16 protein-coding genes are annotated in these 15,603 nt (G+C 68.2%); 8 read left to right on the top strand and 8 right to left on the bottom strand.

Annotated elements, in window-relative coordinates; genetic code table 11:
• The first annotated feature begins 6 nt into the window (after positions 1-6).
• Complete coding sequence (locus AJAP_RS36490) at positions 7-792, top strand: alpha/beta fold hydrolase (protein WP_038520051.1); 786 nt, start codon at positions 7-9, stop codon at positions 790-792.
• Positions 793-824: 32 nt separating this feature from the next.
• Positions 825-1,601: a helix-turn-helix domain-containing protein gene (locus AJAP_RS36485; protein WP_038524546.1), complete on the top strand. Its 777-nt coding sequence runs from the start codon at positions 825-827 to the stop codon at positions 1,599-1,601.
• Here the strand turns inward: AJAP_RS36485 and AJAP_RS36480 are convergent.
• The 4 genes from AJAP_RS36480 to AJAP_RS36470 are packed head-to-tail and all read right to left on the bottom strand — an operon-like array spanning position 1,554 to position 4,617.
• Positions 1,554-2,306, bottom strand: coding sequence for an ESX secretion-associated protein EspG (locus AJAP_RS36480; protein WP_038520048.1), 753 nt, complete (start codon positions 2,304-2,306; stop codon positions 1,554-1,556). The two genes, AJAP_RS36485 and AJAP_RS36480, sit on opposite strands and share 48 nt — an antisense overlap.
• A 27-nt stretch (positions 2,307-2,333) precedes the next feature.
• Positions 2,334-3,578, bottom strand: a complete 1,245-nt coding sequence (locus tag AJAP_RS36475; protein ID WP_038520046.1) for a PPE domain-containing protein — start codon at positions 3,576-3,578, stop codon at positions 2,334-2,336.
• Entirely contained in the window at positions 3,578-4,195 is a 618-nt protein-coding gene (locus AJAP_RS43295) for a DUF3558 domain-containing protein (protein ID WP_084098444.1), read from the bottom strand. The genes AJAP_RS36475 and AJAP_RS43295 overlap by 1 nt, the downstream gene beginning before the upstream one ends.
• Positions 4,195-4,617 carry a hypothetical protein gene (locus tag AJAP_RS36470; RefSeq protein ID WP_038520044.1) on the bottom strand — a complete coding sequence of 141 codons (423 nt, stop codon included), beginning with the start codon at positions 4,615-4,617 and terminating at the stop codon, positions 4,195-4,197. The genes AJAP_RS43295 and AJAP_RS36470 overlap by 1 nt, the downstream gene beginning before the upstream one ends.
• Positions 4,618-5,072: 455 nt before the next feature.
• Here AJAP_RS36470 and AJAP_RS36465 point away from each other — a divergent pair, with 455 nt between their 5' ends.
• Genes AJAP_RS36465 through AJAP_RS36455 form a run of 3 tightly spaced genes read left to right on the top strand, consistent with a single transcriptional unit; the run spans position 5,073 to position 8,016 of the window.
• A complete protein-coding gene (locus AJAP_RS36465; protein WP_228694751.1) occupies positions 5,073-6,065 on the top strand; it encodes a hypothetical protein in 993 nt (330 codons plus the stop codon).
• 26 nt (positions 6,066-6,091) lie between these two features.
• Positions 6,092-7,279, top strand: coding sequence for an AAA family ATPase (locus AJAP_RS36460; RefSeq protein ID WP_038520041.1), 1,188 nt, complete (start codon positions 6,092-6,094; stop codon positions 7,277-7,279).
• Complete coding sequence (locus tag AJAP_RS36455; protein WP_038520038.1) at positions 7,276-8,016, top strand: HNH endonuclease; 741 nt, start codon at positions 7,276-7,278, stop codon at positions 8,014-8,016. The genes AJAP_RS36460 and AJAP_RS36455 overlap by 4 nt, the downstream gene beginning before the upstream one ends.
• Here the strand turns inward: AJAP_RS36455 and AJAP_RS36450 are convergent.
• Positions 7,992-8,627 (bottom strand): SRPBCC family protein, encoded by a 636-nt coding sequence (locus AJAP_RS36450; RefSeq protein WP_038520036.1) that lies wholly within the window; start codon positions 8,625-8,627, stop codon positions 7,992-7,994. The two genes, AJAP_RS36455 and AJAP_RS36450, sit on opposite strands and share 25 nt — an antisense overlap.
• A 111-nt stretch (positions 8,628-8,738) precedes the next feature.
• A complete protein-coding gene (locus AJAP_RS36445) occupies positions 8,739-9,398 on the bottom strand; it encodes a hypothetical protein (protein WP_038520033.1) in 660 nt (219 codons plus the stop codon).
• Between the two features lie 180 nt (positions 9,399-9,578).
• Between AJAP_RS36445 and AJAP_RS36440 the strand changes: the two genes are divergently transcribed.
• The 3 genes from AJAP_RS36440 to AJAP_RS36430 all read left to right on the top strand — a co-directional run bounded on the left by AJAP_RS36440 (position 9,579) and on the right by AJAP_RS36430 (position 12,389).
• Positions 9,579-9,884 (top strand): DUF6204 family protein, encoded by a 306-nt coding sequence (locus AJAP_RS36440; protein ID WP_038520030.1) that lies wholly within the window; start codon positions 9,579-9,581, stop codon positions 9,882-9,884.
• Positions 9,885-10,034: 150 nt separating this feature from the next.
• Positions 10,035-11,060: a polyprenyl synthetase family protein gene (locus tag AJAP_RS36435; protein WP_038520027.1), complete on the top strand. Its 1,026-nt coding sequence runs from the start codon at positions 10,035-10,037 to the stop codon at positions 11,058-11,060.
• A gap of 15 nt (positions 11,061-11,075) precedes the next feature.
• Positions 11,076-12,389 carry a sunset domain-containing protein gene (locus AJAP_RS36430; RefSeq protein ID WP_038520025.1) on the top strand — a complete coding sequence of 438 codons (1,314 nt, stop codon included), beginning with the start codon at positions 11,076-11,078 and terminating at the stop codon, positions 12,387-12,389.
• A 72-nt stretch (positions 12,390-12,461) separates the two neighbouring features.
• Here AJAP_RS36430 and AJAP_RS36425 read toward each other — a convergent pair whose 3' ends face one another.
• Complete coding sequence (locus tag AJAP_RS36425) at positions 12,462-13,526, bottom strand: 2-oxoacid:ferredoxin oxidoreductase subunit beta (RefSeq protein WP_037332875.1); 1,065 nt, start codon at positions 13,524-13,526, stop codon at positions 12,462-12,464.
• On the bottom strand, positions 13,523-15,430 hold the full coding sequence (locus tag AJAP_RS36420; protein ID WP_038520022.1) for a 2-oxoacid:acceptor oxidoreductase subunit alpha: 1,908 nt from the start codon (positions 15,428-15,430) through the stop codon (positions 13,523-13,525). Before AJAP_RS36420 ends, AJAP_RS36425 begins: the two co-directional genes overlap by 4 nt.
• Positions 15,431-15,603 lie beyond the last annotated feature (173 nt).

The following is a 15,603-nucleotide window of genomic DNA, read 5'->3' as shown; positions in this document are numbered from 1 at the left end:
TCCTTCATGACTTCCTCTTCCTGGACCGGAATGCTCCCCGTCGAAGACACCGCGCTGGCCGTCACGGACACCGGCGGCCCCGGCATCCCCATCGTTTATCTCAACGGCCAGTTCGCGACCCAGGGCTACTGGCGCCGGATCCTCGCCGACCTGGGCACGGACTTCCGCCACATCACCTACGACGAGCGCGCCCGCGGCAAATCGCGGCGTTCGGCCGACTACTCCTTCGAGGCCGCAGTCCGCGACGTCGACGCCGTCCTTGCGGCCCGCGGAGTGGAGCGGGCCGTCGTGGTGGGCTGGTCCTACGGCGCGGTCGTAGCCGCGCACTGGGCCGCCCGGAACCCGGAGCGGACCATCGGCGCGGTGCTCGTCGACGGCGCGTTTCCCTACGACTGGCTGGACGACGCCATGGAACAACGAATCCGCAAGCTGTTCAAGCGACTGAACCTGGTCATGCCGCTGCTGCGCCCGACCGGTCTGACGCCGCGGATGAGTGCTGCCCAGCAGGCGGAGAGCAACATCGAACTCGGCAAGCTCTCGCGCGAGTCGGAGCTGGGACCGGTGCTCGACGACATCAAGGTCCCGGCCCGGTACGTGGTCGCGTCGGGAACCTCGTTCGGCAGCAAGGGGAACGAGCAGGAACAGATCCGCGCCGGGCTCGACGCGGTGACCGCCCGCAACCTGAACATCAAGGTGAGCGCGAAGGTCGAAAGCAACCACGGAGCCCTGCTGAAGAAGGACTTCACCGCTATTTCGGGGGCTGTTCGCGAGGTCGCCCGCCTCGGGGAATGACTTGCCGTGGCGCACCGGGCAAGGTGCTCGCGATGCCGAAGTCGAAGCCCGCACCCCAGGCGAGAGCGCTCGCCGAAGCACTTCGTGTCGCCCGGAAGGCCGCCAGGCTGGCCGCGACCGAAGTGGCCGACAAGCTGGCGTGGTCCCAGTCGACGATCAGCCGGATCGAAACCGGCCTGCGTGCGGCGTCCGCCGAGGAAGTTTCGGCGCTGCTCGCCGTCTATCAAGTCACGGGGGAGCGTCGGGAGGCTTTGCTCGCGTTGGCCCGCGACAGCGGCCCCTGGTGGTTCGCCGACTTGGCCGTCCAGCGGGAAACGCTTGCACAGTATGGAAAGGAGGCCACCAAGATCGTCGCTTTCGGGACCACGCTGGTTCCCGAGCCGCTCCGAACGCCTGCCTACGCGAGGGCTACGAACTCTTCCGTCGCGGTGCTGGGCCAGAAGAGACTTGCCGCTTACCTCGACGAAGCGGTGCTGCGCCGCCAGGTCGGCGGGCCGAGAGTGATGACGAATCAGCTCCAGCATCTCATCGAGCTGGCCGAACGGCCTACCGTCGAACTCCGGGTCATCCCCTTCGCCGCCGGAGCGTATCCCGGCGGCGACTACGTTCTGCTGGAATTCGGTCCCGCGCGGCCGTTGGTCTACTTGAAACACCGGGGGACCGGGCTGTTCCTGCACCGGCGCTGCGATGTCGCACCCTATGTCCAGTCCACTGTGGACGCTGTCGCGCTGGATCCCGCCCGGTCGGTGCGCCTGATCGAGTCAGTGGTCGAGGCTCGCCCGCAGCGCGGCGAGCTTTTGCGCCAGTAACGTGGGTTCGCCGGGGAGGACGGTGATGTACCGGTTCCGGGGAGAACCGCTCACGTGCATGGCCACCCGGCCGGCGTCGAGGTCGAGATAGGTCAGGTCGTCCGTGGCCTCCGTGCGTCTTCCCCCGTCAGGACGCATGGCCGCGGCGAAGAACCCGACACCGAAATAGGGCTGCTCGAACACCTCGTCCAGTTGCCGAGCCTCCCGGCTTCGCGACGCGGGTTCGTCGTAGAGGTCGTTGCCGCCGTCGCCGTTGAAATCGTCCTGGGGCAAGGAGAACGGGGAGAATCGCGCGGGCGGGTACTCGGGCAGGTTCATCACGAGCGCGGCCGCGCGGTCGGAGGTCCGCACGCCTTTCAGCCACACCCGGTTTCCTTCGCAGATCGCCGTCACCGCGGCGCGCCCGCGCACGGCGACGAGCACGCTGTACTGCTCCGTCTCCGTGCGGACCGTCGCGTAGTACTCGGTGTTCGGCCGGTCGAGTATGTGCAGGACGTCCTCGAAGTCGCTGGTCAGCCGCTTGCCCTCGGTGAACCCGAGCCCGCCGAGCTCCTCGAACGCCGCCCGGTCTTCGCCGTTTCGCGACGACGGCGGGATGTACCGCAGCCCGCCCGCGAAGATCAGATGCGGATCTCCGCATCCGGCGTGACGGAACGCGGTCAACAGTGTGTCGAGCGTGATTTCGACCGGGCGCGCGAGCACCACGTGCCTCCCTCCCCTGGGACTGTGGTGCTACTTCTTCTTCTCGCCGATCACCGGCGGGGTCGGCTTTTCGATGTAGCCGCCGAAGGTCTCGTCGGGATCCGGGTTCTGGAGGTACGCCGGAGCCTTCTTCTCCTTGTCCTCCTCGCCCTTCCCGCCGCGCCCAGCGCCCGCTCCCATCGGCATGCCGTTCGCCCCACCACGACCGGCGGCGCCTGCCGCCCCCGCCGTGCCGCGGCCGGCCACGCCCTCGCCGGGCATCCCGGCGCCGCTACGGCCACCCATGCCAGGCTGCTGCCCAGTCCCGCCGGGCCTGCCTGTCGCGCCGGGGCCGTAGACGCCGGGCCCGCTCGTCCCGGGTCCGTACCCGGGCGGGAAAGCGCCGGGCGTGTTGTATGTGGGGCTCGGCTTGCCGGTCGGCCCGAAGTCGAGGTTCGCCGCCGGCGGTACGACCGGCGTGGTCTGGGGCGGCGTGTACGAATTCGCGCGGGTCCCGTCGTCCGGCTGCTGCGCGCCGGGCTGATGCTGGCCCGGGTACTGGCCAGGCTGAGGCCCTTGGCCGGGCTGAGGGCCGCTATCGGGCGCTGGGGCGCTCGGCCCGCTGGGTCCACTTGGAGTGCCGGGACCGCTGGGGCCACTGGGTCCGCTCGGCCCTCGGTAGGGCTCGCCAGTGCCGTGCTCGCGCCCGTCGGCGCCGTCGCCGAATCCCCTCACCGCGGGCTTCCCGGCGCCGCCCTCGTCCAAGGTGACGCTGCCGCCCGGGTCGTTGAGCTGCGCGTACTGGGCAGGCAGCTCGTCGCCGTTGGCGGTACTGGCGGAGTGGTAGGACGCGAAGGTGTCGATGTTGTGCTGGCTGTCGGCCTGGTACCCCTGAACCCTGCTCCAGTAGCCGACCAGGCCTCCACCCATGACGGCCTTGACATCCTCGGCCGTCGGCGCGGGCTGCTCGGGCGGCACCGGTTTGACCGAGTTCTTGGCCGTGCCGAACGCGTCCATCTGGGAGCTGATGGCGGTCTGGGCCCGCGTCAAGTGCGTCACGTCGTCCGCCGCCGCCTCGACGACCGGCATCGTCGCGTCGACCGCGGCCATGCTGGCCCCGCCCTGCCAACCCGCCAGGGTCTTCTGGGTGAGGGCGGCGAGCCGCTGCGCCCGGTCGTGGTGCCGCCGGGTCAACTCATGGGCTGCACGCTGGGCGTCGGAGAGCGAGCCAGTGCCCTCGCCCTTGGTGATCTGTTCGTAGATCTGGGTCGCGGTGAGCGGTCCTTCGGCGACCATCAGTTGCTCCCTCGGATGGTGGTCAGGACCCTGATCGCGGCTTCGCGGGCAGCGTCGCAGGGGTCTTTCTTGCCGATGTTGGCTTCGGACTGCTCCAGGACGATGTCGACGGTCTCGTTATCGCTGGTCCCTAAAGCTACGGAGCACTTGCCTGAGGGGCGTTCGTCTTTTGTGCCGTAAGCGGTCAGTGGATAGCCGCCGATCGTCTCTAGCGGTTCAACCAGCTCGTAAGCGCCACCCTTAGCTTGATAAACACTTGCCGTCCCTCCATCCGGAGCCTTGCTGAAAATCACGTTGACTCGTGGCCGGGTGGTGGAGGGGACGGACCACCTGCAGGCAGGGCCAGCCGGGCCATCTGGCTGTGAGGCAGTCTCAGTGGTAGGACCGAGGAGCTCTGCGGCTTGTGCCTCGGTCAAAGCTTTGCAGGGCGTCTGCTTGATCTGCGCCAGATCGATCGGTTTTTCCACCTTCGGCACCTCAGGAGCCGGATTGGTGGACTTCGGCGGGTTCGAGTTCGATCCGCCGCCAGTGGGGGTGGGGGTCCCATTGGTGGTGGGAGTGGAGCACGCGGCGAGGGCGAGGGTTGCTGCGATAAAAACAAGGATGGTGCGTCGCATCAGGCGATGCCCTTCGGCTGCTGGTTGATGACTGAGGTGGCGTGATCTTCCGCAGTGGCGTACTTGCCGAGGGCGACCCGGTACTTCGTGGCCATGTTCTGACAGTAGTTGACGCGCTGCGTTAGAGCTGCTGTGAGCGCACCGCCGGAGTGCTGGGTGACGTCAGCGTTATTGCCGCTGGCGTACTCGAGTCCTGGCGGCTGGGCACGCGCAATCTTGCCAGCTGCATCGAGGTCGTCTTTGTACTCCTGCGCGAGGGCGGACCACTCTTTGACCAGCTCATGCAGCGTCGCCTCGTCGTACTTGAACCCCGCGCCTTCAGCGACAGGCGTCCCGTAGGAGCCCCCGGTGGGCGGGGCCTTGCAGACAGAGCCCGGGTCGAAGCCAGGTTGATAGACAGGTGTCCCCTCAGGCACGGCCATGCACCCCCGCGGCGCCGAACCGTTCCCCGCTGAATGGCCGAAGCCGCCCCGAAGTCACCGTCGTCATGTGCCCCTCCCGTGGCTACAAGGCGCGTCTCCCCGATGCACCCTGCGTAATCCGACGCCGGGAAGATTACCAGGGTTCCCGGGCCGGTGAGCCCGACTGCATAAAGCCACGTTCCCTGCTGAATAGCCGAGGACAACTCAGTGACTATCCGTGAAAACCGATCGTGTGAATGATCGCCAGGAAACTGGGTTCTACCTGGTAGGAGACGCGCCGAATTCGCATACTCTGCGTAATGAAGTTTCGAAGAGTGATTCTCGGCGCAGTACTCCTCGCCCTGCTGACGGCTTGTGCGGAATCCGTGGATACGCCCCCGCCGCCACCACAGTTTCCGAAATGGCAGCCGAAGCAACCACGCCCTGCGGATCGTGACGAAGCAGCTGTCGGTGCGGTGCTCGAGAAGCTCGACTTCTGCGAGTTGATCGACCTCGCCGTCTACGACCGCAGAAGGGGAGACGTTACCCGGCCGGTCGAGAGGAAAGCGGAGGTCAAGCACGGCAGGAAGCAGTGCTCGCTGTTCCGCGGGGGCTACGACCTCATCTCGGTCCGCGATATGGACCCGAGTCACCTCGTACTCCACCGGGTCGACGGCGCCGTCATCGACTTGGGCGGGGTGAAGGGCTATCAGACCGAAACCCGGCGCATGGGTGGTCTCGATGGTTGCGAGATCACGGTGCCGGTGAGCTTCGAGCGCGCGATCACGTTCGAGATCGGTAGGGCCAGTCGAGGCAAGGACTGCGGCCTCCTCCGCGACTTCGCCACTGCGGGCGCCGCGAAACTGCCCCGCGACCTCGTCTACCCGCCGGACGGTCAAGACAGTGCCCGGGTCGGGGCCTGCGCCGATTGGGTCTCCACTGAAGAGGGTGAGACCTGCGATCCGGCGGTCGAGGTCGAAGTGCCGACCGGGGCCGAGGCGGTCATCGCCGCAGGCGCCGCAGATCCGAACGTCGAATGCGCGGTGTTCCGTGACGCGGTCCGGATGGCGTTCGGCCCGGACTTCGCGCCGATCGCCACGCCGGGATCGTGCTACTTCGTCGAGCCGAAACACCGGTTGCAGATCGAGGCCGGGGCCACCGCGAACGGCGGCGCTCCGGGGGAATGGCACGCTGACCCGAACAAGACCTACAAAGACCACCAGCTGATCACGTTCGGCGACAGCCCTGGGGTCACGTTCCGTACGCAGGACGACCGCGAATTCGCCCTTTACGCCTCACCGCTCGGGAACATCGACGTCCGCGGGCATGTCCGGCTGCGGATCGTGCCCGAGCATGAGCGAGGCATCAAGGACTGGGACCGCTCGAAGGTCGTTTCGGATCTGGACGTCGGCAAGGCGCTCGCTGTGATGGATTTCGTGATGGCGACCCACTTTCGGGGGCCCAGGTGACGTCCACGCCGTCGTAAGCTTCCTCCATGTACATCGAGCGGGTCCGGCTGGAGAACATCCGCGGCTTCAGCGGCGCCCGCGCCGTCGACCTCCGGCTGCCCGGCCCCGGCTGGGTGGTCCTCGCCGGGCGCAACGGCTCGGGCAAGACGTCGTTGTTGCGCGCCATCGCGGTCGCGGCGGCGCCGGACGTCGCGTGGGGCCTGTTGTCGGACGCCGGCAGCTGGATCTCGACGGACCAGACGTCCGGGTCGATCGAGCTTTCGGTGATGCGCGAGGAGGGCCCGGCGCCGGTCGAGGTCCGCTGGCTCGACTCCGGTCTCCTGCCGATCTCCGGACTTCCTCCCGGCCAGCCGTTCTGCGCGGCGTATGGGCCGTTCCGGCGGCTCGCGGGCGGCAGTGGCGAGGCCGAGTCGTGGATGCGCGGCGCGGGTTCGCTGGCGCGGATGGCCAGCCTGTTCCACGAAGACGCCTCGCTCGCCGAGGGGGTCACGTGGCTGATCAATCAGCATCTCCGTGCGCTGGAAGGAAAAGCGGGCGCACGCGAGCTGAAGGACAAGGCGTTGGAGATCCTCGGGGACGGTCTCCTGCCGGGCGGTTACCGGATCCGGGACGTCGATTCGGACGGGCTCTGGGTCGAGTACCGGGGCGACCGGTTCCCGCTGCGCGAGATGAGCGACGGCTACCGCACGGTGACCGCGCTCGTGGTCGATCTGCTCAAGCAGCTCCACGGCGCCGGCCTCGATCACGAGAGTCCCGGCGTCGTGATCATCGACGAGGTGGACGCGCATCTCCACGTGTCGTGGCAGAAACGCATGGGGCCGTGGTTCAAGGCGCATTTCCCGCGCATCCAGTTCATCGTCACCACGCACAGCCCCTACGTCTGCCAGGCCGCCGACCCGGGCGGGCTCATCCGGCTTTCCGGGCCCGACGAAGAGGTTCCGCCGCGTGTGGTCTCCGAGGAGCTGTACGAGCGGGTCGTGTTCGGCTCCGGGGACGACGCGGTGCTGTCCGACCTTTTCGGCTTGGACACGCCCTATTCGCCGCAGGCGGTCGAACTGCGGGAGCATCTCGCCGAGCTCGAATTCCAGGTGGCTTCCGGCCGGGCGGACGCGAACGGCGTCCGGGAATGGGAACGCCTGCGCGGCATGCTGAGCAGTTCACCGCCGAGCCGGGTCGACGAGGTGGCCAGGCGGTTCGAGGCCGACGATCGGTGATCGGGATCCGCCGGATCGCGCTGCCGGGGCAGGTGGTGGCCGATCTCGAAGAGCTGACGGCGCGGATCCCTTCCGGTGACACGAAAGAAGCCCGGCGACTGTGGCGGGTTTCCCGTGCCGTGCGGCGTTCCTTGCGGGCCGGGCTGGACGTCATGGCCGCCGGCCGCGGCTACTGCATGTACTGCGGCGACGGCCTCGGGTCCACTGTGGACCATTTCGAGCCGATCGCGAGGAATCCGGGACGCGTCTTCGACTGGCTCAATCACGTGCTCGCCTGCGAATACTGCAACAGCCACCACAAACGCGACCTGTTCCCGGTGGACGAGGACGGCAACAGCCTGCTCGTCGATCCGACCGCCGAAGATCCGCTGGAGCACCTGTTCCTGGTGCTGTCGATCGGGACCTACCGCGCCCTGACCGAAAAGGGCGAACAGACCATCAAGGTCTGCGGGCTGAACCGCGCGCAATTGGCGCGGGGGCGGGAAACCGCGGTCAACCAGGTGAGCGCGCTCGTCCTCGCCTGGTGGACCGCGCGCGAACTGGGGGACGAGGCGAAACGGCGCGCGATGGTCTGGACCCTGCTCGACCAGCCGCACGCCGACGTCCTCCACGCGATGCTTCGCCAGGCGCGGATGCCGGGCGCCCGCGTCGTGTTCCGCGCGGACGACGAGCTCATCGACCTGCTTCGCGCCCCGGAACTCGCCGAAGATCTTCAGCTCTCCGGCGGCGCGGTGTAAGCGGCCAAGGTGGCGTCGGCGCGCGTGCGGGCGGTGGCGGGGTCCGTCCCGTTGGCGACGTCGGCCTCGTACCAGGCCTCGTTGCTCAGCGTCATGAACCGCACGCCTTCCTCGCTGGTCATCCAGGCCATGGCCGCCTCGGGATCGGCGGCTTCGCCGGACGCGAGGTGGAGCGCGAGCCCGTTCAGCATCATGTCCCAGCCGATGCCCACCGCGCCGGGCCCGAACTGGTTCCAGTGCTCGTTGGGGACGGCGGTGTGGTCGAGTTCGAAGCGGGTGCGGCCGTCGGCTTCGGGGCTCAGCCGGAGTTCGATCCAGCTGACGTCGCCGCCGTACTCCCAGGTCGCGGCGAAGCTCTTGGGCGGGTCGCAGCGTTCGACCGTCCCACCCGCGTTGCCTTCGAGCTGGTACTTGCCGCCGACGCGCAGCTCGCCGCTGACGGGCAGGAACCAGCGCGGGATGCGTTCGGGATTGGTGCAGGCGTCCCAAAGGTCGTCGAGGCCGGTGTCGTAGACCTGGCTGACGGTCGCCGTCACCGCCTCGCCCGCTTCGATCACGCGCTTGCCCAGTTTGCGCTGGACGGAGTCGATCTGGCTGGTCACGTCGACCATCGGTGCCCTCCTCTGCTCGGCTGCCGCCAAGATATCAGCAGAGGCTTATATAAGCCAGAATGGAAAAGGGGCGCCCGGCAGTTCCGGACGCCCCTTTCCCGGCGGGATGGCTTACGGAGTGGGGGAGCAGGCCGTGCGCCCGATGACCACTTCGCCGGTGATGTTCGAGGCCGGGGCGAACTTGATCCGCAGCATGGTCAGCCCGATGCTGCCGTCGCCCGGCAGGTGCTGCTCGTTGAAGATCGCTTCGGCGAGCAGCGTGCCGTTGGACTTGGTGATCGGCTTGACGTAGCCGACCGGCACCGGCGACGGCAGGGTGCCGAGCCCGGTCGCGCCGCCGTAGGTCCAGCTGGCGTTCGTGCTGGTCTGGGTCGCCGTGCAGCTGACCGAGTAGGACCTGATCTTGATCCGCGGCCCGCTCGACGACACCAGCGCCGACAGCTCGAAGTTCTGTCCCTTGGCTTCCGACTTCGTCGTGGTCACGTCGTTTTCGGGGTCGACGACGGTGGTCGTGCACGTAGTCGTACCGCCACCGAACGTGATCCCGGTCCTGGTCACGACCCCGGAAGAGTTGCTGGTCGGTCCCTCGACCGCGCAGTCGGCGAGCGAGGCGATCGAGATCGGTGCCGAGGTGCCCTTGGTGAAGGCGGCGGAGCCGAGCGAAGCCACTCCGGCCGGGTTCGACGCGGCGGCCGGAGACACTCCGGCGCCGAGACCTGCCAGCAGCAGTGCGCCGACGAGGCCTGCCCGGCTTGCGATGGTGATGCGCATTTCCACGTCCTCCTCACGTGACGGAGAGCGAGCCGGTTGGCCGTTCTTCCTTTGTCATCACTATCTGCGTGTCGGATTCGCCCGTTGCGCGCGTGACGGTCGTTTCACTCGACCGTGGATCATGGACACCCGTTGGATATTCGGATTCGTATCCGGATACAGGTCTGTATATTCGGGCGTATGCCGACCTACCGCGTCCTCGTCAACGGCAAGTTCGACCACCCCGACGCCGACACCCGTGCCCGGCTCCTCGCGGAGTTGAACGACCATCAGGCGATCGGGTTCACCGAGGACGGCCTGCTCACCTACAGCGCGCACCTCGGTGCGTTCACTTTCCGGATCACGCTGCAAGGCGAAGAAGAACGCGACGTGCTCGACGAGGCCGAGCTGAAGGTCATGGAACTGCTGGACGCCAAGGGCTATCCATATCGCGACGTCGCGGGCAAGGCGACGTGCATGGACGACATCAAGATCCGCCGCCGCTGACCCGTTCGCGCCCGAGCGGGCGGGATACTCGGCGGGGGTGTCATCTTCGTCACCGTTTCCGCAGGACAGCACGTCAACAGGCCTCAGCGGGTAGCCACTACGCTGGGACCAACCCCGAACGGTGTCAAAGAGAGCGGAGCCGACGTGTCTGTGTCTTCACCTGCCCCAGGTGGTGCCATCGAGGACCTGCGCGCGTCCGTGGGGCTCCAGATCGCCGACGAGCAGCTCCTGCGCACCCTCGCGACCGGTCTCGCCGACGTCGAGACCCTGCTCCGCGAGGTCGTCCGCAGTGACGTCAAGGCCGTCGAGGACGCCGCTTCGCACCTGGTCGAGGCGGGGGGCAAACGATTCCGTCCGCTGTTCACGCTGCTGGCCTCGCAGTTCGGGCCGAAGCAGGGCGACCAGGTGGTCACCGCCGCCGCGGCCGTCGAGCTGGTGCACCTCGCGACGCTGTACCACGACGACGTGATGGACGAGGCGACGATGCGCCGCGGCGCGGAGAGCGTCAACGCCCGCTGGGACAACACCATCGCCATCCTGACCGGCGACTTCCTGTTCGCGCACGCCTCGCGGCTGGTCGCCGACCTCGGCACCGACGCGGCCCGGATCATCGCCGAGACCTTCGGCGAGCTGGTCACCGGTCAGATGCGCGAGACGGTCGGCCCGGCCGACGGAGACGACGCCGTCGAGCACTACCTCACGGTCATCGCGCAGAAGACCGGTTCGCTGATCGCCACCTCCGGCCGGTTCGGCGGGATGATGTCGGGCGCGCCCGACGACTACATCGACGCGCTTCGCCGCTTCGGCGACATCATCGGGACGGCGTTCCAGATCTCCGACGACGTCATCGACATCGCGTCCGCTTCCGACGAGCTCGGCAAGGCGCAGGGCACGGACCTGCGCGAAGGCGTCCGCACGCTTCCGATGCTGTACGCGCTGGCCGACCCGGCCACCGACCCGCGCCTGGTCGAGCTGCTGTCCGGCCCGATCTCCGACGACAAGCTCGTCGCCGAGGCCCTCGGCCTGCTGCGGGCCTCGTCCGGACTCGAACGCGCACGCGAAACTCTTTCCGACTACGCTCGTCGGGCGCGTGCCGAGCTCGCGGCGCTGCCCGCGTCGCCCGCCCGGGACGCCTGCGAATCGGTCGCCGACTACCTGGTCGCGCGAACGCATTGACAAAGGGCAGGTTAGATGTCCATTTTCGGACAGGTTTGGCTGTGGAGTCTGCTGGCGTTCGTCGTCGGCGCGCTGCTCACCTGGCTGGTGCTGGTGATCCCGGCGCGCAAGCGCATCCGTGAGCTCGAAAGCTCGCTGGCCACCGCGCACGCCGAGACGTCCCGGCTGCCCGCCGGGGTGAGCCTCGGCGCGGGTGCCGCGGCCGTCGCCGGCGGCACCGCGTACCTCACGAAGCCGTCGCACGACGATCTGGACGAGGAGTTCGCGGCGGTCGAGGAGCCGAAGCCCGCGTACCCCGAGACGCTCACCGAGCAGGAGCCCGCGCAGCAGTGGACCGAGCCTGCCGAGGAGCCTGTTCAGGAAGTTGTCGAGGAGCCGGAGCACTCCCCGACCGCGACGCAGACCTTCGAGCCCGAAGAAGAGTACGAGGCCGAGTACCGCACAGCGGAGCAGACGGAGCCAGAGCTCGAACCCGACCCGGAGCCGGAGCCCGCGGCCGAGCGGACGCAGTACATCCCGGCGGCCCTGCCGGAGCCGGAACCCGAGCCCGAGCCGGAGAACCCGTACGTCGCAGCCGCGACCGATTATCTCCAGCCCGCGTCGAAGCTGGACCTCGAGCCGGAGCCGGAACCCGAGCCGGAACCCCAGCCGCCGTTGCCGGGCGAAGGGCCGTACCGGTCCCGTCTGGAGATGCAGCTGGACCCCGAAGGCGTCGAGACGCAGCCGGAGCCGGTGTCGCTGTTCAGCCCCGCGTCGCGCGTGGAGACGGAGCAGGCGCCCGTCGAGACCAACTGGTTCGAGCGGGAAGAGGAGCTGCACGACCCGCCCGCGTACGCGTTCGGGTCGGACGAAGAAGCGAAGGCCGGGCACCTCGACTCGGAGCCCGAGACGCCCGCCGAAGCCACGCAGGTGCTGCCCAAGCGCACGCCGCGGGGCGCGGTCCGCGGCGGTTTCGAGCCGCCTCAGCCGATCCAGCCGTCGATGCGGGCGATCGAACGCCGTGAGCCGGAGCTGTCCGGTGGGCAGAGCGGTTCGCTGTTCGAACCCGCCGTCCAGCCGGGCGACGCGATGCCGGCGCCGGAGCCTCCGCCCGCGCGGCAGGTCTCCGCTCCGGTGGCCGAGTCCGTTCCGCCGGGCCCGTTCGGTCCCGGTTCGGCGATGCCGCGGCCGGGTGGTGGCCGTCCGGCCGACGACTTCGCGGTCAAGGCCAGCGTGACGGCTCTGCGGTACTGCACCGAGGACTCGCAGCAGTTCCCGAAGATGGTCGCGGAGGTCTGGTTCCGGACCGCCGCCGACGCGGAGCGAGTGGGCTTCCGTCCCCTTACCTGAGTGCAATGAAAGGTCCTTTCCTCGCAAAATTTGCGAGGAAAGGACCTTTCATTGCGTTCGAGGAGCGGTGACCTACACGACGGTCCAGGTGTCCTTGCCGCGCAGCAGGCCCTGAAGGTCCGGCTTGCGGGCGGCCTGCGCCTCCGCGACCTGGGCACGCGCCTGGTCGTCGTAGGTCGGCCGCTCGACCTGCCGCAGGATGCCGGTCGGCACGTGGTTCAGGTTCTGGTCGCCGATCCGCGAAAGCGCGAACGCGTACGCCGTGTCCTCGATCGTGGGGTCGTGCACGACGAGGTTCTCCTCGCCGATGTTCGCGACCTTCCCGACCTCCAGCCCGGCCCAGTTGCCGCGCGTGACGCCGTATTCGCCCTGCGGGCCGAACTTGATCGGCTCGCCGGCCTTCAGCGGGATGAGCCGGGTGGCGGCCTCGTCCTTGTCCTTGAGGACGTCGAAGGCGCCGTCGTTGAAGATCGGGCAGTTCTGGTAGATCTCCACCAGCGCGGACCCGCGGTGCTTCGCGGCGGCTTCCAGCACCTCGGTGAGGCCCTTGCGGTCCGAGTCGAGTGCGCGGCCCACGAACGACGCCTCGGCGCCGATCGCCAGCGAAAGCGGGTTGAACGGGGTGTCGACCGAGCCCATCGGGGTGGACTTCGTGACCATGCCCGGCCCGGACGTCGGCGAGTACTGGCCCTTGGTGAGGCCGTAGATCCGGTTGTTGAACAGCAGGATCTTGATGTTCACGTTGCGCCGCAGCGCGTGGATCAGGTGGTTTCCGCCGATGGACAGCGCGTCGCCGTCACCGGTGACGACCCACACCGACAGATCCGGTCGCGCGGTCGCGAGCCCGGTCGCGATCGACGGCGCGCGGCCGTGGATCGAGTGCATGCCGTAGGTGTTCAGGTAGTACGGGAACCGGGACGAGCATCCGATGCCCGAGATGAACACGATGTTCTCGCGCTTGAGGCCGAGCGTCGGCAGGAACGACTGCACGGCGTTGAGCACGACGTAGTCACCGCAGCCGGGACACCAGCGGACCTCCTGGTCCGACTTGTAGTCCTTGGCCTTCTGCGGTTCGGTCTCGGTCGGCACAAGGTCCAAGCCGCCGAGGGTGGGGATCCCCAGGTCGATCGCGGTCACTTCGCCCCCTCCGTACTGGTGATGATCTCCGTGAAGACGCCTTGCAGCTCTTCGGCCTTGAAGGGCAGCCCGGCGACCTTCGTGTACGACTTCACGTCGACGAGATACTTGGCCCTCAAGAGCATCGAAAGCTGGCCGAGGTTCATTTCCGGGACGACGACGGTGTCGTACGAACGGAGTACGTCGCCGAGGTTGCCGGGGAACGGGTTGAGGTGGCGCAGATGCGCCTGCGCGATCGGCATGCCGTCCTTGCGGACGCGGCGGCACGCGGCGCCGATCGGTCCGTAGGACGAGCCCCAGCCGAGCGCCAGCACCCGTGCCTTGCCGCCGCTCGGATCGTCGACGACGAGGTCGGGGACGTCGACGCCGTCGATCTTGGCCTGGCGCAGCCGGACCATCTTGTCGTGGTTGTCCGGGTCGTAGGAGATGTGGCCGGTCTTGTCGGCCTTCTCCAGCCCGCCGATGCGATGCTGCAGCCCGGCGGCGCCCGGCAGCGCCCACTCGCGGGCGAGGGTCTCGGGGTCGCGTACATACGGCCAGAATTCCCCGGAACCGTCCTCGGCATTCGGCTCGGTGGCGAATTCCACGCGCAGATCCGGCAGATCCTCGACGTTCGGGATCAGCCACGGCTCGGAGCCGTTCGCGATCGCGCCGTCCGACAGCAGGAACACCGGCGTGCGGTACTTGAGCGCGATCCGGGTGGCCTCCAGCGCCGCGTCGAAGCAGTCCGCGGGGGACAGCGGCGCGACGATCGGCACCGGCGATTCGCCGTTGCGGCCGAACATCGCCTGCAGCAGGTCGGCCTGTTCGGTCTTGGTCGGCAGACCGGTCGACGGGCCGCCGCGCTGGACGTCGACGACGACCAGCGGCAGTTCGGTCATCACCGCGAGGCCGATGGCCTCGGACTTCAGCGCGACACCGGGACCGGACGTCGAGGTGACGCCCAGGGCACCGCCGTAGGAGGCTCCGAGCGCCGCGCCGATACCGGCGATCTCGTCCTCGGCCTGGAAGGTGAGGATGCCGTAGTTCTTGTGCTTGGACAGCTCGTGGAGGATGTCCGACGCCGGGGTGATCGGGTATGTGCCCAGCAGGATCTGCAGGCCCGACTGCTGCCCGGCGGCGACCAGCCCGTACGCCAGCGCGGTGTTCCCGGTGATCTGGCGGTACGTGCCCTGGTTCAGCTTCGCGGGCGCGACCTCGTACGTCGTCGCGAACGACTCCGTCGTCTCGCCGTAGTTCCAGCCGGCGCGGAAGGCCAGGATGTTGGCCTCGGCGATGTCGGACTTCTTCGCGAACTTCTCGCGCAGGAAGCGTTCCGTGCCTTCGGTCGGCCGGTGGTACATCCAGGAGAGCAGGCCGAGCGCGAACATGTTCTTCGCGCGTTCGGCGTCCTTTTTGGACAGTCCGGTTTCTTCGAGCGCGCCCCTGGTCAACGTCGACATGGCGACCCGGTGGACTTGATAGGCCGAAAGGGTGTCGTCGTCGAGGGGGTCGTTCTCGAAGCCGACCTTGACCAGGTTCCGCTTCGAGAACTCGTCGGTGTTGAGGATGATCGTCCCACCGGCCGGGACGTCGGCGAGGTTCGCCTTCAAGGCGGCGGGGTTCATCGCGACGAGGACGTCCGGCCGGTCGCCCGGGGTCAGGATGTCGTAGTCGGCGAAGTGCACCTGGAAGCTCGAGACGCCCGGGATGGTGCCCTGTGGTGCGCGGATCTCCGCGGGGAAGTTCGGCATGGTCGACAGGTCGTTGCCGAAGGCGGCCGCTTCCGAGGTGAACCTGTCGCCCGTCAGCTGCATGCCGTCACCGGAGTCGCCGGCGAACCGGATGACCACCCGGTCCAGCTTGGCGACCTCGGTGGGCCTGACGGCCGACAAGGAGCCGTTGCCGTTCGCACTCGTGCTCATAGGACAGGGATTCCCTCTCTCCCGACGTGCGTCGTCCCCGGCCGTGCCGGAGATCGGCGTGCCTCGCCCGGCGATGTCGGCCAGGTCACAGGTGCCATGTCCCGAGGTTAGTCCTCGGGACACTTCCCAGGTTGCCGTAAAAACGGGCCGGACCTACTTCTCGAGTGTCCTGA

The organism is Amycolatopsis japonica, from assembly GCF_000732925.1.
GTDB classification, from domain to species: Bacteria; Actinomycetota; Actinomycetes; order Mycobacteriales; family Pseudonocardiaceae; genus Amycolatopsis; species Amycolatopsis japonica.
This window is presented reverse-complemented; position numbering and strand designations above follow the sequence as displayed.